This window comes from Citricoccus alkalitolerans (genome assembly GCF_039528175.1).
Taxonomy (GTDB): Bacteria; Actinomycetota; Actinomycetes; order Actinomycetales; family Micrococcaceae; genus Citricoccus; species Citricoccus alkalitolerans.
The window spans coordinates 113292-130718 of record NZ_BAAALH010000002.1; the positions used below are offsets into that span (position 1 = coordinate 113292).

Genomic DNA, 17427 nt, shown 5'->3' on the forward strand with positions numbered 1-17427 from the left:
GGGCGTACAGTGCTCCACGGTAGAAGACCGACCAACCCCTGGAGGAACTGCATGAACACCGGTGAGATCCGCCCCGTGCCCACGCCCGAACACCATGCCCCCTACGTGGCGGCTGCGGACCGCTATGAGACCACCGGCTACCGCAGGGTCGGCGCCACGGGGCTCGCGCTGCCGCCGATCAGCCTGGGACTGTGGTGGAACTTCGGGGACAACCGCCCCTTCACCACCCAGCGCGAGATCCTGACCCACGCCTTCGACCACGGCATCACCCACTTCGACCTGGCCAACAACTACGGGCCGCCCGCCGGATCCGCCGAGGAGAACTTCGGCCGCGTCCTGGCCAAGGACCTGGGCCGCTACCGGGATGAGCTGATCATCTCCTCGAAGGCGGGCTGGAACATGTGGCCGGGGCCGTACGGCAACCTGGGCTCCCGCAAGTACATCCTGGCCTCCGCCGAAGCGTCCCTGCAGCGGATGGGCCTGGACTACGTGGATCTGTTCTACTCCCACCGCGCGGATGCGGACACGCCCCTGGAGGAGACCATCGGTGCCCTGCACACCCTGGTCACCCAGGGCAAGGCGCTCTACGTGGGCCTGTCCTCCTACTCCCCCGAGCGCACGGTCGAGGCCCAGCGCATCGCCCGTGAGCTGGGCACTCCGCTGGTGATCCACCAGCCCGCCTACTCCCTGCTCAACCGCTGGGTGGAGGACGGCCTCCTGCGCACCCTGCAGGAACAGGGCATGGGGTCCATCGCCTTCACGCCGCTGGCCCAGGGCCTGCTGACGGACAAGTACCTGAACGACGACGGCGCCGTCCCCTCCGGTGGCCGCACCTCCCTCTCCGGTCACCTCACCGAGGAGAACCTCGCGATGGCACGTGCGCTGAATGAGGTGGCCGGTGAGCGCGGCCAGTCCCTGGCCCAGCTGGCCATCGCCTGGCTGCTGCGCGAGGGCGGAGTGACCTCGGTGCTGCTCGGGGCTTCCTCGACGGGCCAGCTGGACGAGAACCTGGGCGCCCTGGCCAACACCGCGTTCACGGCTGAGGAGCTGGAGCGCATCGATGCGATCACCGGCCGCGAGTCCAGCATCGACATCTGGAACGTCTCCGCCCGGATCGACTGAGATTCACCGGCCTCCCTGCACGGTCCATCCGCTCAGCCGGATCAGGGCACGTGGGTGGAGAGGGCCTGGAGCGAGCCGAGCAGCGCCCGGGTGTAGTCATGTTCCGGCTCTTCGAACACACGGTTGGCCTCCCCGTACTCCACGGCCACCCCGTCCTTCATGACCAGGATCTCGTCGCTCAGGTGATGGATCACGCCGAGGTCGTGGGAGATGAACAGGTAGGTCGTCCCGAGGGTCTCCTGCAGTTCGGACAGCAGGTCCAGCACCTGGGCCTGCACGGAGACGTCCAGGGCGGAGACGGCTTCGTCCAACACCACGACCTTCGGCTCCGGGGCCAGGGCCCGGGCGATCGAGAGCCGCTGCCGCTGACCCCCCGAGAGCCGCAACGGGTGCTTGGCCAGGTGCTCCGGGGCGAGGCCGACCACGCGGGCCAGCTGCGCCGCCCGTTCGGACTGCTCCTGCCGGTGGACCCGCCGGGCCCGTCCCGAGGCGAACGGCCCGGGGGCCGCGCCGGCATCGAGCGCATCGGTGAGGATCCGCTCGCCGCTCCACCGTGGGTCGAAGGAGCTCAGCGGGTCCTGGTAGACCACGGTCACCTCCCGGCGACGGGACCTCCTTCCGGCCAGGGACAACTCGCTCCAGGGCGCACCGTCCAGCAGGACGGTGCCCGCGTCCGGGGCGATGAAGCCCAAGGCCATGGAGGCTGTGGTGGACTTCCCCGAGCCGGACTCCCCCACGATCCCGAGGGTCCGCCCGGCGTGCACGTCGAAGGACACGTCCCGCACCACGGTGCGGTCCCGGCCATCCGGCCCCCGGTAGGACTTGGTCAGCCCGCGGGCGGACAGCACCGCGGGCACCTCCACCGCCGGGAGGGCGGACTCGGAGGCCGCGGCGCGCTCGAGCGCCCGGAGCCGACCGTCCTCCGTGAGGTACTCGCCCTTGGTGTGCCCGGAGGGCACGGCGTCCAGCAGCTGGCGGGTGTAGGGATGCTGCGGGTTCTCCAGGACCTCGGCCGCGGTCCCGGACTCCACGATCCAGCCGCCCTGCATCACCAGCACACGGTCCGCCAGCCGTCCCACCACGGAGAAGTCGTGGCTGATCAGCAGGATCGCGGTGCCGTCCGCCTTGCGCTGGGCCAGCAGGTCCAGGACCTGCGCCTGCACGGTGACATCGAGGGCCGTGGTCGGTTCATCGGCCACCACCAGGGACGGGTGGTTGGCGATGGCCGAGGCGATCAGGGCGCGCTGGCGCAGGCCGCCGGACAGCTGGTCCGGACGCTGGCCTGCCACCAGGTGCGGCTCCGGGACGCCGACCTCCGCGAGCAGCTGTTCCACCCGGGCAATCCGCTCCGCACGGTCCCGCACGCCGTGCAGGCGCAGCGATTCGCCGATCTCCGTTCCCACGGTACGCAGCGGGTCCAGGGAGACGAGGGCGTCCTGCAGGATGAAGCCGATGTCCTTGCCGCGGATGGACCGCCAGTCCGCGTCCCGCAGCGTCTGGATGTCCCGGCCCAGGGCGGTGGCCGTGTCCGCCTGCACATGGGAGCCGGGCCCGGTCAGGCCGATGAGCGTCCGGGCGGTGACGGACTTGCCCGAGCCCGATTCGCCGATGATCGCCACGCACTCGCCGGGCTGGATCCGCAGGGAGACGTCATGGACCACGTGGCTGCGGCGGCCGTGGGAATCCGAGAACCAGACGTTGAGGTTCTCCAACTCGGCCAGGGAACGGGGAGCTGATCCAACGGTGCCGGCCTCGCGGGCCAGGTCCGTCAGGAGGGTCGTGGCGGTGTCAGCGTCGGTCACAGTGGTCATCAGCGTTCTCCTTCTAGGGTGGACTCCACGAACTTGCCGAGGACGGTGGCGGTCAGGGCCGTGGCCAGCACGGCCAGGCCCGGGATGATCTCCAGCCACCAGGCCTCGATGATGTAGGGACGGCCGGCCTCCAGCAGGGCGCCCCATTCGGGCGAGGGCGGCGCCACACCGAAGCCGAGGAACGCCAGGCCGGAGGCCCAGACGATGGACTGGCCGATGCCGAGGGTCAGGACCGCCAGCAGGGGCCGCAGGGCGTTCGGCAGGATGTGCCGCGTCAGGACCCGGCCGGGGTGGTGCCCCAGGGCCTGCGCCGCCTGGACGTATCCGGACCGGCGAACGCTCATCACCTGGGCGCGGACCATCCGTGCGTAGCCGGGGGCGATCCCGAGCCCGACCGCGAGGATCAGGGTCTGGACCGAGGGCCCGTAGACGGCAATGAACACCATCGCCAGCAGCAGGATCGGGAAGGCGAAGAGAACCTCAATCCCTCGGCCGATGACGGCATCTGCCCAACGTCCGCCCAGGGCGGCCCAGGACCCGAAGACCACGGCGAGTCCGACGCCTACGGACGCGGCGCCCAGTCCGATCAGCAGCGACTGGGCCGTGCCGTGGACGATCCTCGAGTACAGGTCCCGGCCCGACTGGTCGGTGCCGAACCAGTGCTCCCAACTGGGCGGGGTCAGCGGGGCGTCCAGGGTGATGGCCCGCGGGTCATGGGTGGCCAGGACCCCGGGCGCGAACGCAGCGAGGACCAGGAGCCCCGCGAACAGACCGGCAATCCACACGGTCGCCGGAACCTGTCGCTGGGCAGCGGACGACGCCGGCTCGGTCCGGTGGGCATCGGTCGTGAGGTGGAGTTGGGCGGTCATGGTGTCTCCTTCAGTCGGGGGTCCACGAGGAGGTAGGCGGTGTCCACGATCAGGTTGGTGATTACGTAGACGAGGGCCACGAGCATGACCACACCGCAGACCACGGGTAGGTCACGGCCGTTGACGGCGGTGACCAGGACCCGGCCGAGGCCGGGCCGGGCGAAGACGTTCTCGGCGATCACGGCGGCGGAGAACTGGGCCCCCACCGCCCAGCCCGTCAGGCTGAGACCGGGCAACAGCGAGTGGCGCAGCACGTGCCGCAGCCGCACGCCGCCGTCGGACATCCCTCGGGCCCGGGCGGTGAGGACGAACGGTTCATCCAGGGTCCGCTCGAACTCGGCACGCATCACCTGGGCGAGGAAGCCGGCCAACGGGATTCCAAGGGTCAGCGCCGGCAGCACCAGGCCGGCCGTGCCGCTGCCTGAGACCACGGGGAAGAGCCCCAGCCACAGGGAGAACACGACGAGCAGGATGATGCCCAGCCAGTACTGCGGCAGGGCGGCCGCCACGGATTCAAGGCCGGAGAAGATCCGGGACAACCACGGAGTGCGGCGAGCTGTGAGCAGCAGGAGCACGATCGCCAGGGCCCAGGCCACGGCGAGGGCGGTGAACGTCAGGACCAGGGTGGGGACGATCTGATCCCCGATCACTGTGGTGACCGGCTGATACAGGGTGTAGGACGTGCCCAGGTCCCCGCGCAGCAGGCCGCCCAGGAAGGTGACGTACTGGGTGATCAACGGATCGTCGAAGCCGAACTGCTCATTGATCGGAGCCAGCTCCTCGGCGGAGCGCTCCTGCACCTGCCCGGTCTGCTGGTTCAACAGGAGCGTGGCGCGGTCCCCGGGCAGCAGGGACTGGATGAGGAAGGTGATCGAGGCCGCGGCCCAGATGACGAACAGCGCGCCGAGGATCTTCTTCCCGATGAGTGCGGCGATCGAGGCGACCGGTCGCCCGCGCCGGACGGGGCCCGGCTCGGGGCGGGGCACGGGACCGAGTTCCGCGCCTGATGACGGGGCGGGTGCGGTGGTGACGGACATGGCTCAGCCTGCGCTCTCTGGGTTCTCTGGGTTCTCTGCGTTCTCCGCGGAGAAGCCGCGGGAGGAGTCCCGTGCGCTGTCCGAGGTGAAGTGGGCGTCGTGGAAGATCGGCCCACCCTGGGCAGGCTCGAGCCAGAGGCCGCTGACCCGGTCCGAGACCGCCAGGGTGTTGGTCTGCGTATACAGGCCAATCGCGGGGGCCAGCTCGCTGAGCTGGTACTGGGCCTCGGAGAACCTCGCTGTGACCTCCTCGGCCGTGGGCGCCTGGAGGGCTTCCTGGATGGTGGTGAACACCTGCTGGTCGTCCAGGAACGTGGTGTTGGCCCCATTGGGCTCCTGCTCGGTGGAGGGGCGGTAATTGATGTTGAGGATCCCGGCGTGCGGACTGGTCCAGTACCCGACGCTGCCGTCATAGCTGTCCGGGGTGGAGTATGCGCCGGAGAAGTTCTCAGAGGGGGTGAGTGGACGCAGCTCGATGTCGAATCCGGCAGCCCGGGCCTGTTCCTGGAAGTTCTGGATGGCGGTGTTGCCGTCCGGTGTGACGATGGTGTTGAGGCCGTAGACGATCCTCACCTGCAGCCGCTGCCCGTCCTTGAGCCGGGTCCCGTCCTCCGCGCGACCGGTCCACCCGGCCCCGTCCAGCAGCTCGTTCGCCTTCTCCAGGTCGAAGGGGTACTGAGAGGCCGCGTCCGGGTCATAGCCGGGCGTGGACTGGGAGAGGTAGCCGCTGGGCTCGAACGGGACGGTGCCCAGGAAGGCCGACTCGATGTTCGCCTCGCGGTCCGTGGCGTGGCTCAGGGCCTGACGGACCGCCTGGTCCGTGAAGATTCCCCGTTCGGTGTTCAGGTTGATGACCACGGGCCGGCCCGGGGTGATGTACTGCGTGAAGTCATACCGCTGGCTCGCCTCGGCGATGTTGACGGCGGGGATCTCACCGATCGCGTCCATCTCTCCGGCGAGCAGCGAGCCGTAGCGCGAGGTGCCGTCTGGGACGATGTTCCAGCGGATGCCCTCCACGTGAGCCGGTCCCTGGTGCCGCGCGTTCTCCGGCGCCCAGCCGTAGTCCTCATTGCGCTCGAACTCGATGTACTCGCCCCGCTTCCAGTCCTTGACCGTGAAGGGACCGGAGCCGATCGGTTCGGTGCAGTTCTCCTCGGCCGTCCGGGTCTGCAGCGCCGTCGGCGACTGCAGGCCGAAGTACGACTGCGAGAGGGTGGACAGGAACGGGTCGAACGGGGCGGAGAGGTGGATCTCCACCGTGTCAGCGTCCACCACCTCGGAGTGGTCGTAGAACCCGCCCAGATGGGCCGCCGCGGTGCCGTTGCCGCCGTCCATCCAGTAGTCGAAGTTGTAGGCCACGGCCTCCGCATCCAGCGGCGTGCCGTCTGTGAAGTGGACATCATCGCGCAGGTTCAAGGTCCACACCGTCCGGCCCTCCGCGACCGACCACTCGGTGGCGATCCACGGCACCACGGAGTCGTCCTCCGTGGCGGAGACCAGGTTGTCCAGCACCTGGCGCGCCGTGAAGTTCTCCTGGATCCAACCGCCGAAGATGCAGTTGGGCTCTTGGAGGTGCCCGTACTCGAGGACGCCGCCTTGGACCGGTGCCGAGGCGGAGCCGGTCAGGGCCGCCTGTTCCTGCGACTCCTCCGAGCTGGCGACGCCGGAGGAACAGGCGGACAAGGCCAGCGCCAAACCCACGGCCAGGGTGAGGCCGATGGTGGGGGCGCCCGGCCGGCGTCGTGCTCTGGTGTTGGCCGCGGTGGTGGCTGACGGGTCAGCCGAAACACGCCGGATCTCGGGCGCGTTCGGGCAGGGTGGGGTGCTCATGGGGTTCCTTTCGGGGCCGCTGGGCGGCTCTCGTGGCCGAGTGGCGCGGGGTCAGGCGCCGGCGGGCACGGCGTCTTCGTGGCGGGCGAAGGCCCCCCGGTACTGGGCGGCCGGGTGGGTCTCCGGCAGACGGTCGCGGCCGAAGAGCTTCTGGCGCAGGGTGCCCGGGGCGTACTCGGACTGGGCCAGGCCGCGTGCGCGCAGCACCGGCAAGACCTTCTCCGCGAACTCCTCGAAGGAGCCGGGGATGACCCAGTTGATGACATTGATTCCGTCCACACCCGCTGCCTGCCACTCCTCCAGCTGGTCGGCGATCCGTTCCGGGGTGCCCACCACGCGGCTGTTGCGGTGACTGCGCCAGGCGATGTCTGCCACCACGGGCTCGCGGTCCGTGATGGCCTTGGAGACCCACTCCGCGAAGCCCTTCTGGGTGTTGGTCTCCAGATCCTTCAGTGGAGTCTCGGGTGGATAGACCCGGCCGTCCGGGTCCACGAGGGCGGAATGGGCCAGGTAGCCGTCCAGGGAGGCGTACTGCTCGTACTCCTCCAGCTTGCGCTGGGCCTCCTCCTCGGTGTCCCCGATCACGAAGCTGAGCCCCTGGTAGAACGTGATGTCCTCCGGTGCCCGGCCGGCCTCCACGGCTCGGCGCCGGGTGTCCTCGATCTGCTGGCGGGCCACGTCCGGAGTGGTCGCGATGATGAACACGGCCTCGGCGTTGCGGGCGGCGAAGTCACGGCCGGAGGCCGAGGACCCTGCCTGGAACAGCACCGGCGTGCGCTGCGGGGACGGAGAGGGTAGGTGTGGGCCCTCCACCGAGTAGCGCTCGCCCACATGGTGGATCTTGTGTACCTTCTCCGGGTCCGAGTAGCGCGAACCCGCTCGGTCCTTGACCACCGCATCCTCGTCCCAGGAGCCCTCCCACAGCTTGTAGGCGACGTCGATGTACTCCGCGGCCCAGCGGTAGCGCTCGGCGTGGTCGGTCAGCCGCGGCAGGCCGAAGTTGCGCGAGCCGTTGTCCTGGGTGCCCGTGACGATGTTCCAGGCGATGCGCCCGCCGGAGAGGTGGTCCAGGGTGGACAGCTGGCGGGCGAACTGGAACGGGTGGGACTGGAACACGTTCGAGGTGGTGGCCAGGCCGATGTGCTCGGTGACCACGGCGAGCGCCCCGAGCAGCACGGTCGGATCGTTGGAGGGGATCTGCAGACCTTCGTTGACGTACACGGAATAGTCCGCGTCGGCATCACCGTAGTGGCCCACCACGTCCGCGAAGAACATCGCGTCGAACTTCGCCGTCTCCAGGGTCTTCGCCAGGTTGATCCACGTGTTGACGTCCGTGAACTCGGTCTGGCCGGCATCCTCCCGGCGCCACTGGCCGTGGTGGATGTGGCTGGTGGTGTTCATGACGAAGGCGTTGAAGCGCAAGGGGCGCGGCGTGGTGTGGGCGGGGGTGGTGCGGCCGGGGGCCGGATTCTCGTTGCTCATGGGGACTCCTGATTGCGGAACGGGTTCGTGCTCACTGCTCGTTCGGCACGGAGCCGATGCGGTAGGAACGGGCCGGCGGGGTGGCGTTGACCTCCCAGTCCCCGACGAGGCGGGACCGGTAGATCAGGGGGTTGTGGTTGGCCAGCACGCGGGCATTCCGCCAGTGGCGGTCCAGCCGCTTCGACTGGCTCAGGGCAGAGGCCCCGCCCACCTCGAACAGGTGGGTGGCCGCGGCCAGGACGTTCTTCGCGATGACCTGCTGGGCCTGGTAGACACGGATGTAAAGGGCATTGGTGTCCTCCTCCGGCAGGACCTCTCCGGCGGCCTCCCGTCCGAGCACGCCGCCCAGCGCGGAGACCACGGAGTCGAAGGCGGCCCGTGCGGCGAACGCGGCGGAGGAGAGCTCGCCCACCACTTGGAGCACCTGGGAATCGTCCCGCGGCAGCTCCGCGGTCCCGTGGCTGAAGGAACGACGCCGGCCGCGGACGTACTCGCTGACGTCCCGCACGATGGCCTCGGCGATGCCGGTCAGCGCCGCGAGGTGCAGGAACTGCCAGCTGGCCTGGCCGGTGGCGACACGGGTGCCGTCATCCAGACCACCGGTGTAGACCTCCTCGGCCTCGACCGGCGTGCCGTGGAACACCGTGGTGCCGGAGGCGGTGAGCTGCTGGCCGAAGCCATCCCAGTCGTCCAGCCTCGAGATCCCGGGTGCGTCCACGGGCACCGTGGCGGCGATCTCCTCACCGTGGGCATCCACCGCTGCCACGATGATCCAATCCGCGTAGAGGGTCCCGGTCGAGTAGTACTTGGTGCCGTTGAGCCTCCAGGTGCTCTCGGCGTCCTGGGCCAACGTGGTGGTGCCCTCCCCCACCGCGTTGTTGATCTCCGTGATGGCGTTGCCGACCACCGCCCCGGCTCCGAGGCGGCGCAGCCACCGGTCCCGGAACGCCGGGTCCGGGTGTCCCAGCACGTTCTCCTGGTTGATCAGGTGTGCGCGCAGTGCCTGGACGAGGTTCGAGTCCGCCGCCGCCAGCTCCACGATCAGCTGGGCCTGCTCCTCGAAGGAGAGTCCGGCGCCGCCGTACTCCACCGGCACCCGCAGGGAGGTGAACCCTGCCGCGGCCAGTCGCCGGACGGCGTCGCGGTCGATGATGTGCTCGGCCTCCCGCTGCGCGGCGCTGTCCGCGATGGCGGCGAACTCCGGGGCCAGCCGCTCGCGGAGGGCCCGGTAGGACCGGCCGGACGGTTCGCCTCCGGTGGACGCGCTGGTGGCGGCGGTGGTGCGCTCGGTGGTGGTGGTCATCATGCTCCCTCGGTGGTGGATGTGGCAGCGGCCTCAGGGGCAGCGGAATTGCGGGCCGTGGAGTGGAACGGCGGGATGGCGCCGTTGACCCGGTAGTCGCCCACGGCTTGGGTGCGGTAGACCAGCGGGGTGTGGCTGGCGACCGTCCGGGCGTTGAGCCAGTGCTGGTGCAGCTGCCGGCTGGCATCCGTGGCAGAGGCCCCGCCGGACTCGAAGATCTGGTTGGTGGCCTCCAGGATCAGATCGGACACCACGAGTGACGCCTCTGACAACGCGATGTTGGCCCGGGCGTGGGCCTGGACCACCACCGGGTCCTCCAGGTCGCTGTGCCCCCGGACCTGGAGGTAAGACTCCTCCACCACGGCCGCGGTGCCGCGCACGATGTGCCGGGCCGAGCTCACCTTGGAGGAGACGGCACCGATGACCTGGTGCACCAGCGGGTCCTCCGCCGGCGTCTCCGCCGTGGCGTGGTCATAGGTACGACGCCGGCCCCGGACGAACGTGGTGATCTCGGCCAGCGCGGTGGCCCCGATCCCGGCCTGCGTGGCCGCCAGCACGATCCACAGGACGGTGTAGGCCAGCACGCCCGTGGGGACGTTGAACTCCTGGGTCCGCTGGGCCCGCACGGGGACGTGGTCCAGGGTGGTGGTGCCGGAGGCGGTGAGCCGCTGGCCGAAGCCGTTCCAGTCGTCGATGCGCTGCACCCCGGGATCGCGGGCGTCGATGATCGCGAAGACCGGGCCGTCCTCCTCGAGCCCTGGCGGGACCGCGGAGACCAGCAGGTAGTCGGCGAAGATCGCCCCGGTGGAGTAGAACTTGTCACCCGTCAGGCGGGCCACCTCCGTGGTGCCGGTGGCGGCGGCCGCCTGCACGGTGTCCGAGTCCGCATCGATCCAGTGCACGGGGCGCCGGCCCGCAGACGGGGGCAACTCCACCAGGGCATTGCCGAAGATCTTCCCCGAGGCGACCTCGGCCAACCACCACTCGGAGACCGCGCCCTGGGACTCGTTCTCGTGCTGCTCGGTGAACATGAAATGCCCGTGCAGCGCCTGGGGCAGGTTGGAATCGGCGGCGGCGAGATCCACCAGCAGGTCGGCCAGTTGCGGCAGGCTCGCGCCGATGCCCCCGTGGTCGCGGCCGAGCCGCACTCGGGTGAACCCCGCGCCGCGGAGGTGCTCTATGGCCGCGAACGCCAACTCGTGGTCCTGCTCTCGCTGTGCCGAGCCCGCAGCGATGGCCGCGAAGACGGGGGCGAAGTGCTCGGTGAGCTGGGCGTCCGTCGGTCCGGAGGGGCCGATGTCCGCCCGCAGCTCCTCGAAGGTGGGCAGTCCGGTCGGCACGGTGCGGTGTTCGAGGTGGGTGGTGTCCGTCATGGGTGTCCCCGTCGTCCATGGCACACCGGAATGGCGTTGGCCCGGAACACGGCGTCGACATAGCCTGGCGGCCGGGACACGTCTTCACGGTGGTGCCGTACTTGCCCCGCGGTGGTCCCCGGAGGCCGAATCATCACCTGGAGCACCCCACTACGGAGAGAGGGTTGCCGTCCGGCCAGCCAGGGCTTAGCACCGGATCTCGTGATTCTGATGTCGACCCTAGGCAGTCAGCACGTGGCCGCCAAGCCTCGGGTCATGTTCAGCGGCCTGGCGTCATCTGGGCCCGTTTCCGTGCCGATGTGCCGCCCCGACCGTCCTGGGCCGCCCCAGATGACGGTCTGTGACGGCCGGTGACGGAAGGGGCGGCCCGGTCACCAGCGGTAGTCCAGGAACTTGCCATCCAAGGTGATGACCACGCGGTCGCCGTCCACATCGGCACGGCGGGCAACGTCTGCCTTGAAGTTGATGGCGCTCATGATGCCGTCCCCGAACTCCTCGTGGATCAGGGCCTTCAGCGCCGGCCCGTAGACCGACATGGCCTCCATCAGTCGATAGATCGTGGGGTCGTTCATCACGGCCGGGTCGCTGCCCCGGTTCGGCTGTTGCTGCAGGCTCTCAGCCACGTCGTCGCCCAGACCGAGCATCTCGACCACGACGCCGGCCTGGGCCGCGGTCATCGGGTGCTGTCCCAGCAGCGCGGCCGTGGTCCACACCGGTGCGGCTCCGATGGCGGCCGCGAGGCCGGCCCAGGTGAGACCGGCACGGATGCGTGCGGCATTGACGAGGTCGGCAGCGTGCGCCTTATGCATGATGGGGTCCATGGTCAGCGGCTCACGGCGTGGTCGGGCAGGGCCGGCAGCTTCGGCTGACGCTTGGCCGCCGTACGGTAGTGGGTGGCGTAGAGCGTCAGGCCCACGAAGGAGAGGCCACCCACGAGGTTGCCGAGCACGGTCGGGATCTCGTTCCAGACGAGGTAGTCCATGATGGAGAACTCACCGCCCAGCATGAGGCCCGCCGGGAAGAGGAACATGTTGACGATGGAGTGCTCGAATCCCATGTAGAAGAAGAGCATGACCGGCATCCACATGATCAGGGCCTTGCCCACGACGTCCTTGGCCAGGAAGGCCGCGACCACACCGGTCGAGACCATCCAGTTGCAGAGCACGCCGCGGATGAAGAGCGTCAGCATGCCACCCGCGCCGTATTCGGCATAGCCGACGGTTCTCCCCTCGCCGATGGAGCCGATCTGCTGGGCCACCTCGTTCGGCGGGGTGTGGAAGCCGTAGGTCATGGTTACCACCATCATGACGGCCACCAGGAAGGCTCCGGCGAAGTTGCCGACGAAGACCAGGCCCCAGTTCCGCAACAGGCCTCCGATGGTCACGCCGGGCCTCTTGTCGATCCAGGCCAGCGGGACGAGGGTGAAGACACCCGTGAGCAGGTCGAAGCCGAGCAGGTAGATGAGGATGAAGCCGACCGGGAACAGCAACGCACCCACGAGGGCGTTGCCGGTCTGCACGGTGACGGTGATGGCGAATGCGGCGGCGAGGGCCAGGATGGCGCCGGCCATGAACGAGCGGATCAGGGTGTCTCGAGTGGACATGAAGACCTTGGACTCACCGGCGTCGACCATGTGTTTCACGAAGTCTGACGGGCTGACATAGGACATGGGACATCACTCCAAGGGCGAGGGGGCGGGCATACCCCCAACCTAGGAAGCGTGCGTTTCTGCGGTGTTTCCGCCCGCGCACCTGCCCACGAAATCTCCCTCACTGTCCCGGCGCGATGCAGTGAGATACCCTCCGGTCAATCCCGTCAGGGCAGCTCCCTGACCAGCTTCGATGCCGCGGGGAGGGCCAGCGCCAAGTCGCGGACGCGCTGGAAGTGGAGGTCGCCGTCGTCGTACGTCTGCGGGTGGGCCATCGGCCCGGTTACCCCGGTGACCGAGGCCGCGTGAAGTCTCGGCTCCCTACGCCTCGGGAACCGCGGCGTAGGCCGGCTCGGCCTTCTTGACCCGGCCGATGACCCACATGGTCACCGGGGACAGGACGATCTCGACGACGGACTTGAACACGAAGCCCACCAGGACGTAGTTGAGGAACGTCGGCACGTCCGTGATGCCGATGACCCCGGCAGCGATGGAGCAGAACACGAGGGTGTCCAGGAACTCACCCACCAGAGTGGAGGCGGCCAGCCGGCCGAAGAGCAGGCGTTCGCCGGAGCGGCGCTTGAGGCGGACCATGAGCCAGGAGTTGGCCAGTTGACCGACGAGGAATCCGAGCAGGGAGGCGAGCACGATCAGGGGCACGGGTGCCAGGGTCCGGACAAGGGCCTCCTGGCCGTCGTACCACTCGGCACCGGGCAGGGCGATGATGACCCAGAAGCAAAGCGCGGCGAAGACCGAGAGGGCGAAGGTGGTGACGATGGCGCGCCGGGAGGCCTTGAAGCCGTAGACCTCGGCGACCACGTCCCCGATGATGTAGGCCAACGGGAAGAGGAAGAACCCGCCGTCCGTGACGATGGCGCCGAAGGTCACGCCCTTGGAGGCACCGAGGTTGGACAGGATCAGCACGACGGCCATGACCGCCGTGAAGAGGGCATAGAGGCCGGTGCCGGTGGGGGCGAAACGGGCAGGTGCGTGCTGAGGGGCAGGTGCGGAAGAGTTCACGTGGGGTCCTTGGGCGGTGGTTCGCCGAGACCTCCAGCGCCAGGGCGCGGTGGCGGTCGGCTGTATTAACACTCACGGTGATCCGGACGCGGCGGCTGACGGTCTCAACGACCCCGCACGCACCCGCTGCCCCGGGTGGCGTTCGAACGACTCCTTATTCTTCCATATCCGTGCTGCCGGGAGTGCTCTGGCCTACTTGACGATCATGGAGTCCAGGTCCGGCTCCTGGTCGATGAACCCGTATTTCACGGCCAGCTCGCCGATGGCCTGCATCTGGTCCTCGCGGACCTCTCCTCCGAGCTCGTCCAGTGTGAGGGCCATGGCCACGTCCTCGGGAAGGTTCATGAACTCCGGCAGGAGCTTCTTGGCTTCGTCGTTGTTCTCGTCCGTGGCGGCGAGCGCCTCGGTGATGGCCGCCTGGAACTGTTCCACGGTCTCCGGGTTCTCCTCGGCGAAGGTCCCCGAGGTGAACGTGACCATGGTCGGCATGCCCTCGATCGAGTCACGGAACGAGTACCCCAGGAGCTCGTTGTCCGGATCCTCGAGCGCGGTGGTCAGGAACGGCTCCGGGATCCAGATGGCGTCTGTGTTCCCCTGCTCGAGCTGAGCCGGCATGTCCTGGAACGGCATCTCCGCGAACTTCACGTCCGCCGGATCGGAGCCGCCCCGTTCGGCCAGGTCCATCAGCGTCAGGTCCCCGAGGGTCCGTAGGGCGTTGATGGAGGTGGTCTTGCCGGCCAGGTCGCCGTAGTCCTCGATTTCCGAGTCCCCCCGCGTCACGACTCCCGAGGTGTCCTCGCCTTCGTCCGCAGAGTTGCAGTATCCGGCCACGATCTTCATGTCCAGGCCCTGGTCCACGGCCGTGAGGACAGACAGCGGGTTGCCGACCCCGAAGTCCATCTGCCCGTTGGACACGGCGGGCAGCATGGCGGCGCCGGCATTGGCGAGGGCGATCTCAACGTCGAGTCCGTGCTTTTCGAAGATGCCCTCCTGGATGCCGTAGTCGACGGCGACCGAGGCGGCCAACGGGACGAGGCCGACCGTGACCTGGGTGAGTCCGCCGGCCGCCGCGTCAGATTCACTGGAGGTGGGAGCGCCACCCGTTCCGGATGGGGAACCCGAGGAACAGGCGGTCAGGGCAAGCCCGGCCACGGCAACGGTGGACAGCAAGCTCCGGCGGGATGACTTCATGACTACTCCTGGATCGAATGTGGGGCGGGTCACAATGGAGCCGAATACCTATGACCGTAGCCATAGCCCCGCAAACTGTCTATGATTTTGTTGACAATCTTGTTCAATATCCGTGACACGCTCTCCGAGCAGCACCCCGTCCCCACAGGAGCCCGTCCATGACCGAACGCATCCGCGACATCGCCCACCTGTCCACCGTCGAGCTGTACACCCCGAAGTTCGAGGAGTCGCTCTGGTTCTTCCGGGACCTGCTGGCCATGCGTGAGGTCAGCCGCACCACGGAGAACGGTGGCGAGGTCGCCTACCTGCACTGCTGGGACGACTACGAGCCCTACTCCATCAAGCTCACCGAGAAGGAGCACGCCGGCGTCGGCCGGGTGGGCTGGCGCGCCCACAGCCCGGAGGCCCTGGAGCGCACCGTCGCCCGCATCGAGGCGACCGGACTCGGCGAGGGCTGGGTGGACGGCGAGCAGGGTCGCGGACGCACCTATCGTTTCCAGAACCCAGACCGGCATCTCATGGAGGTCTATTTCGACACCGAGTGGTACGAGGCCACGGATGAGGACCGACCGGCACTGAAGAACCAGGCGTCCAAATTCCCCGGCTTCGGCGCCAATGCCCGCCGCCTGGACCACATCAACTACCTCACCTCGGACATGGCCGGCGTATGCGAGTTCTCCGAGAACGTGATGGGCGGCTACACCACCGAGTTCATCCAGCTCAACGACGGCGACGTCGGGGCCCACTGGTACACCTTCGGACAGAAGTCCTACGACATGGTCTATTCGGACGACTGGACCGGCACCCCGGGCCGCCTCCACCACGTCGCCTTCGCCGCCGATACGCGCGAGGACATCCTCAAGGCCGCGGATATCTTCCTGGAGAACGGCATCTTCATCGAGTACGGCCCCTACAAGCACGCCATCCAGCAGGGTTTCTTCCTCTACGTGTGGGAGCCGGGCGGCAATCGCATCGAACTGGCCAACCAGGGCTCACGCCTGATCCTCGCCCCGGACTGGAAGCCAGTCGGCTGGACCCAGGAAGAGCGCGCCCGGGGGCAGGCCTGGGGCATGAAGACCATCCCGACCTTCCACACCCACGGCACCCCCGTGGTGGAGGACGCGGATTCTGCCGCGAACCCGCACGAGGCAACGAAGCGTGGCGAGGGCCTGGAGTCCTGACCTCGCGCATCCTCCGGTCATGCCCCAGAGCTTCAGTGGTTCGCCTCTGCGCCCCGGGAGGCTAGCGGCAGCACGCTGCTTCGCCGCAGCCGGCACCACCCTGGGCCAGAGTTACGAGCACGCTCGTCGCAGCGTCCGTCGGCGTGTCTCAACGGGGAGCGTGCTCGTAACCTCAGGTGGTCGGAGTCAGAACCCGATCTCGGCGCGCTGCTTCGTCTCCGCGGCGTGCTTGGCCTCGGCCTTGACCAGGATCTCGGCCGCGTGGGATCGCGGGACGACCGCGACGCCGTCGTCGTCCCCCAGCACCAGATCTCCCGGATGCACCACCACGGTCCCGACGGCGGCCGCCACCCCGCCCACGAACGGCCCGTTGCGGTAGGGGCCGGCCGGCGTCGTGCCCCGGGCAAAGACCGGGAACCGCATCTGTTCGAGGTCCACCGCGTCCCTGACGCTGGCGTCCAGGACGAAGCCGACGCAGCCCTGGGCCATGGCGCGGCCGGCGATGAGTTCGCCGATGAGGGCGCGGTGGGTGGCCGCCTGGCCGTTGACCACGAGCACGTCTCCGGGCTGCAGGGTGGGGATGGTCTCGTGGATGCCGAGGTTGTCCCCGCCGGCCACCGTCACGGGGACGGCGCGGCCGGCCATCTTCACACCGGCGGAGGGCCACACGGACTGGATGCCGGAATCGACCACGTTGAGACGGTCCATGGCGTCGCCGACGTTGGCCACCGGCAGGGCCGCGAACCGCTCGATCAGATCCGCCTCTGACAACTGGGCGGCGGCCTCGGCGGGGATGCTCACAGGCTGTCCACCACGTTCGGGACCAGGCGCATGAAGGCCTCGGCCTGGCGGATCTCCTTGTTCCCGGTGACCTTGCGGGCATGGTTGCCGCGGTGCTCCGCGCGCTCGGCATAGTAGGACTGCAGGTAGACCTGCGCCTTCATCTCGGCCATGGCGGCCTTCTTCTGCTCGAAGACGGCGGTGATGTCCACGAAGACGGACGGCACGAAGCCGCACAGCTCGGGCTGATGGGGCTCGAAGACCAGGAACTCGCTCGGCGGGGCGGTCTTGAACCCGGACTCGACGCCGGCTCCCGAGGTCATCAGGCGGGCCTTCTGAACCATCTCATAGGCCACCGGATGGTCCGGGTTGAAGGGGTCCTTGTCCGGGTGGGTCAGCACCACGGTGGGGGCGAAGTCACGCATCAGGTCGGCTAGCCGCTCGATATCCGAGTGGTCGTTGACCAGGGGATAGTCGCCCAGATCGAAGGCTTCGAAGGAGGCACCCAGGTGCTGGGAGGCCTTCTCGGCCTCCTGGTGGCGAATGCGCTTAACGTTCTCCTCGGTCTGCCCCTCCTCCTGCCACAGGACTCCGGACTCGCCTCGCTCACCGTAGGTCAGGGCGACAACCTTGGCCTCGCCGCCAGCCTGGACGAACGTGGCGACAGCCCCGGCAGCACGCCAGACGAAGTCAGCCGAATGGGCCCCGACCACCAGGAGGCGGCCGGCGGAACGATCAGAGGGGGAACTGCTGGTCATAGGGGGATTCCTTTCGGGGTGC

At 68.7% G+C, this 17427-nt stretch carries 15 protein-coding genes and 1 riboswitch; of the genes, 2 read left to right on the forward strand and 13 right to left on the reverse strand.

Going from position 1 to position 17427, the window contains the following annotated elements; all coding sequences use genetic code 11:
• Positions 1-51: 51 nt before the first annotated feature.
• Positions 52-1122 (forward strand): aldo/keto reductase, encoded by a 1071-nt coding sequence (locus ABD134_RS06445; protein WP_344227893.1) that lies wholly within the window; start codon positions 52-54, stop codon positions 1120-1122.
• Between the two features lie 41 nt (positions 1123-1163).
• Here the strand turns inward: ABD134_RS06445 and ABD134_RS06450 are convergent, their stop codons facing one another.
• The 11 genes from ABD134_RS06450 to ABD134_RS06500 form a co-directional block, all read right to left on the reverse strand.
• On the reverse strand, positions 1164-2933 hold the full coding sequence (locus ABD134_RS06450; RefSeq protein ID WP_344227895.1) for a dipeptide ABC transporter ATP-binding protein: 1770 nt from the start codon (positions 2931-2933) through the stop codon (positions 1164-1166).
• Positions 2933-3802 carry an ABC transporter permease gene (locus tag ABD134_RS06455; protein ID WP_344227896.1) on the reverse strand — a complete coding sequence of 290 codons (870 nt, stop codon included), beginning with the start codon at positions 3800-3802 and terminating at the stop codon, positions 2933-2935. The genes ABD134_RS06450 and ABD134_RS06455 overlap by 1 nt, the downstream gene beginning before the upstream one ends.
• The gene (locus ABD134_RS06460; protein WP_344227898.1) at positions 3799-4839 is read right to left on the reverse strand and encodes an ABC transporter permease; all 1041 of its coding nucleotides are present in this window, start codon (positions 4837-4839) and stop codon (positions 3799-3801) included. The genes ABD134_RS06455 and ABD134_RS06460 overlap by 4 nt, the downstream gene beginning before the upstream one ends.
• A 3-nt stretch (positions 4840-4842) precedes the next feature.
• Positions 4843-6669, reverse strand: coding sequence for an ABC transporter substrate-binding protein (locus tag ABD134_RS06465; RefSeq protein ID WP_344227901.1), 1827 nt, complete (start codon positions 6667-6669; stop codon positions 4843-4845).
• Positions 6670-6720: 51 nt separating this feature from the next.
• Positions 6721-8151: an LLM class flavin-dependent oxidoreductase gene (locus ABD134_RS06470; protein WP_344227903.1), complete on the reverse strand. Its 1431-nt coding sequence runs from the start codon at positions 8149-8151 to the stop codon at positions 6721-6723.
• Positions 8152-8182: 31 nt separating this feature from the next.
• Positions 8183-9457: an acyl-CoA dehydrogenase family protein gene (locus tag ABD134_RS06475; protein WP_344227905.1), complete on the reverse strand. Its 1275-nt coding sequence runs from the start codon at positions 9455-9457 to the stop codon at positions 8183-8185.
• Positions 9454-10827: an acyl-CoA dehydrogenase family protein gene (locus ABD134_RS06480; protein WP_344227906.1), complete on the reverse strand. Its 1374-nt coding sequence runs from the start codon at positions 10825-10827 to the stop codon at positions 9454-9456. Before ABD134_RS06480 ends, ABD134_RS06475 begins: the two co-directional genes overlap by 4 nt.
• A 92-nt stretch (positions 10828-10919) precedes the next feature.
• Positions 10920-11034: riboswitch (SAM riboswitch) on the reverse strand.
• Between the two features lie 164 nt (positions 11035-11198).
• Positions 11199-11636, reverse strand: coding sequence for a cyanase (cynS, locus tag ABD134_RS06485; RefSeq protein WP_344227908.1), 438 nt, complete (start codon positions 11634-11636; stop codon positions 11199-11201).
• A gap of 14 nt (positions 11637-11650) precedes the next feature.
• The gene (locus ABD134_RS06490; RefSeq protein ID WP_344227909.1) at positions 11651-12496 is read right to left on the reverse strand and encodes a formate/nitrite transporter family protein; all 846 of its coding nucleotides are present in this window, start codon (positions 12494-12496) and stop codon (positions 11651-11653) included.
• 300 nt (positions 12497-12796) lie between these two features.
• On the reverse strand, positions 12797-13495 hold the full coding sequence (locus ABD134_RS06495) for a queuosine precursor transporter (protein WP_344227911.1): 699 nt from the start codon (positions 13493-13495) through the stop codon (positions 12797-12799).
• Positions 13496-13687: 192 nt separating this feature from the next.
• On the reverse strand, positions 13688-14686 hold the full coding sequence (locus ABD134_RS06500; protein WP_344227913.1) for an ABC transporter substrate-binding protein: 999 nt from the start codon (positions 14684-14686) through the stop codon (positions 13688-13690).
• 158 nt (positions 14687-14844) lie between these two features.
• Here ABD134_RS06500 and ABD134_RS06505 point away from each other — a divergent pair, with 158 nt between their 5' ends.
• Complete coding sequence (locus tag ABD134_RS06505) at positions 14845-15867, forward strand: VOC family protein (RefSeq protein ID WP_344227915.1); 1023 nt, start codon at positions 14845-14847, stop codon at positions 15865-15867.
• A gap of 186 nt (positions 15868-16053) precedes the next feature.
• Here the strand turns inward: ABD134_RS06505 and ABD134_RS06510 are convergent, their stop codons facing one another.
• Both ABD134_RS06510 and ABD134_RS06515 read right to left on the reverse strand, forming a co-directional pair.
• Complete coding sequence (locus ABD134_RS06510; RefSeq protein ID WP_344227917.1) at positions 16054-16668, reverse strand: RraA family protein; 615 nt, start codon at positions 16666-16668, stop codon at positions 16054-16056.
• Positions 16665-17405, reverse strand: coding sequence for a PIG-L deacetylase family protein (locus tag ABD134_RS06515; protein ID WP_344227919.1), 741 nt, complete (start codon positions 17403-17405; stop codon positions 16665-16667). The genes ABD134_RS06510 and ABD134_RS06515 overlap by 4 nt, the downstream gene beginning before the upstream one ends.
• Positions 17406-17427: the final 22 nt, after the last annotated feature.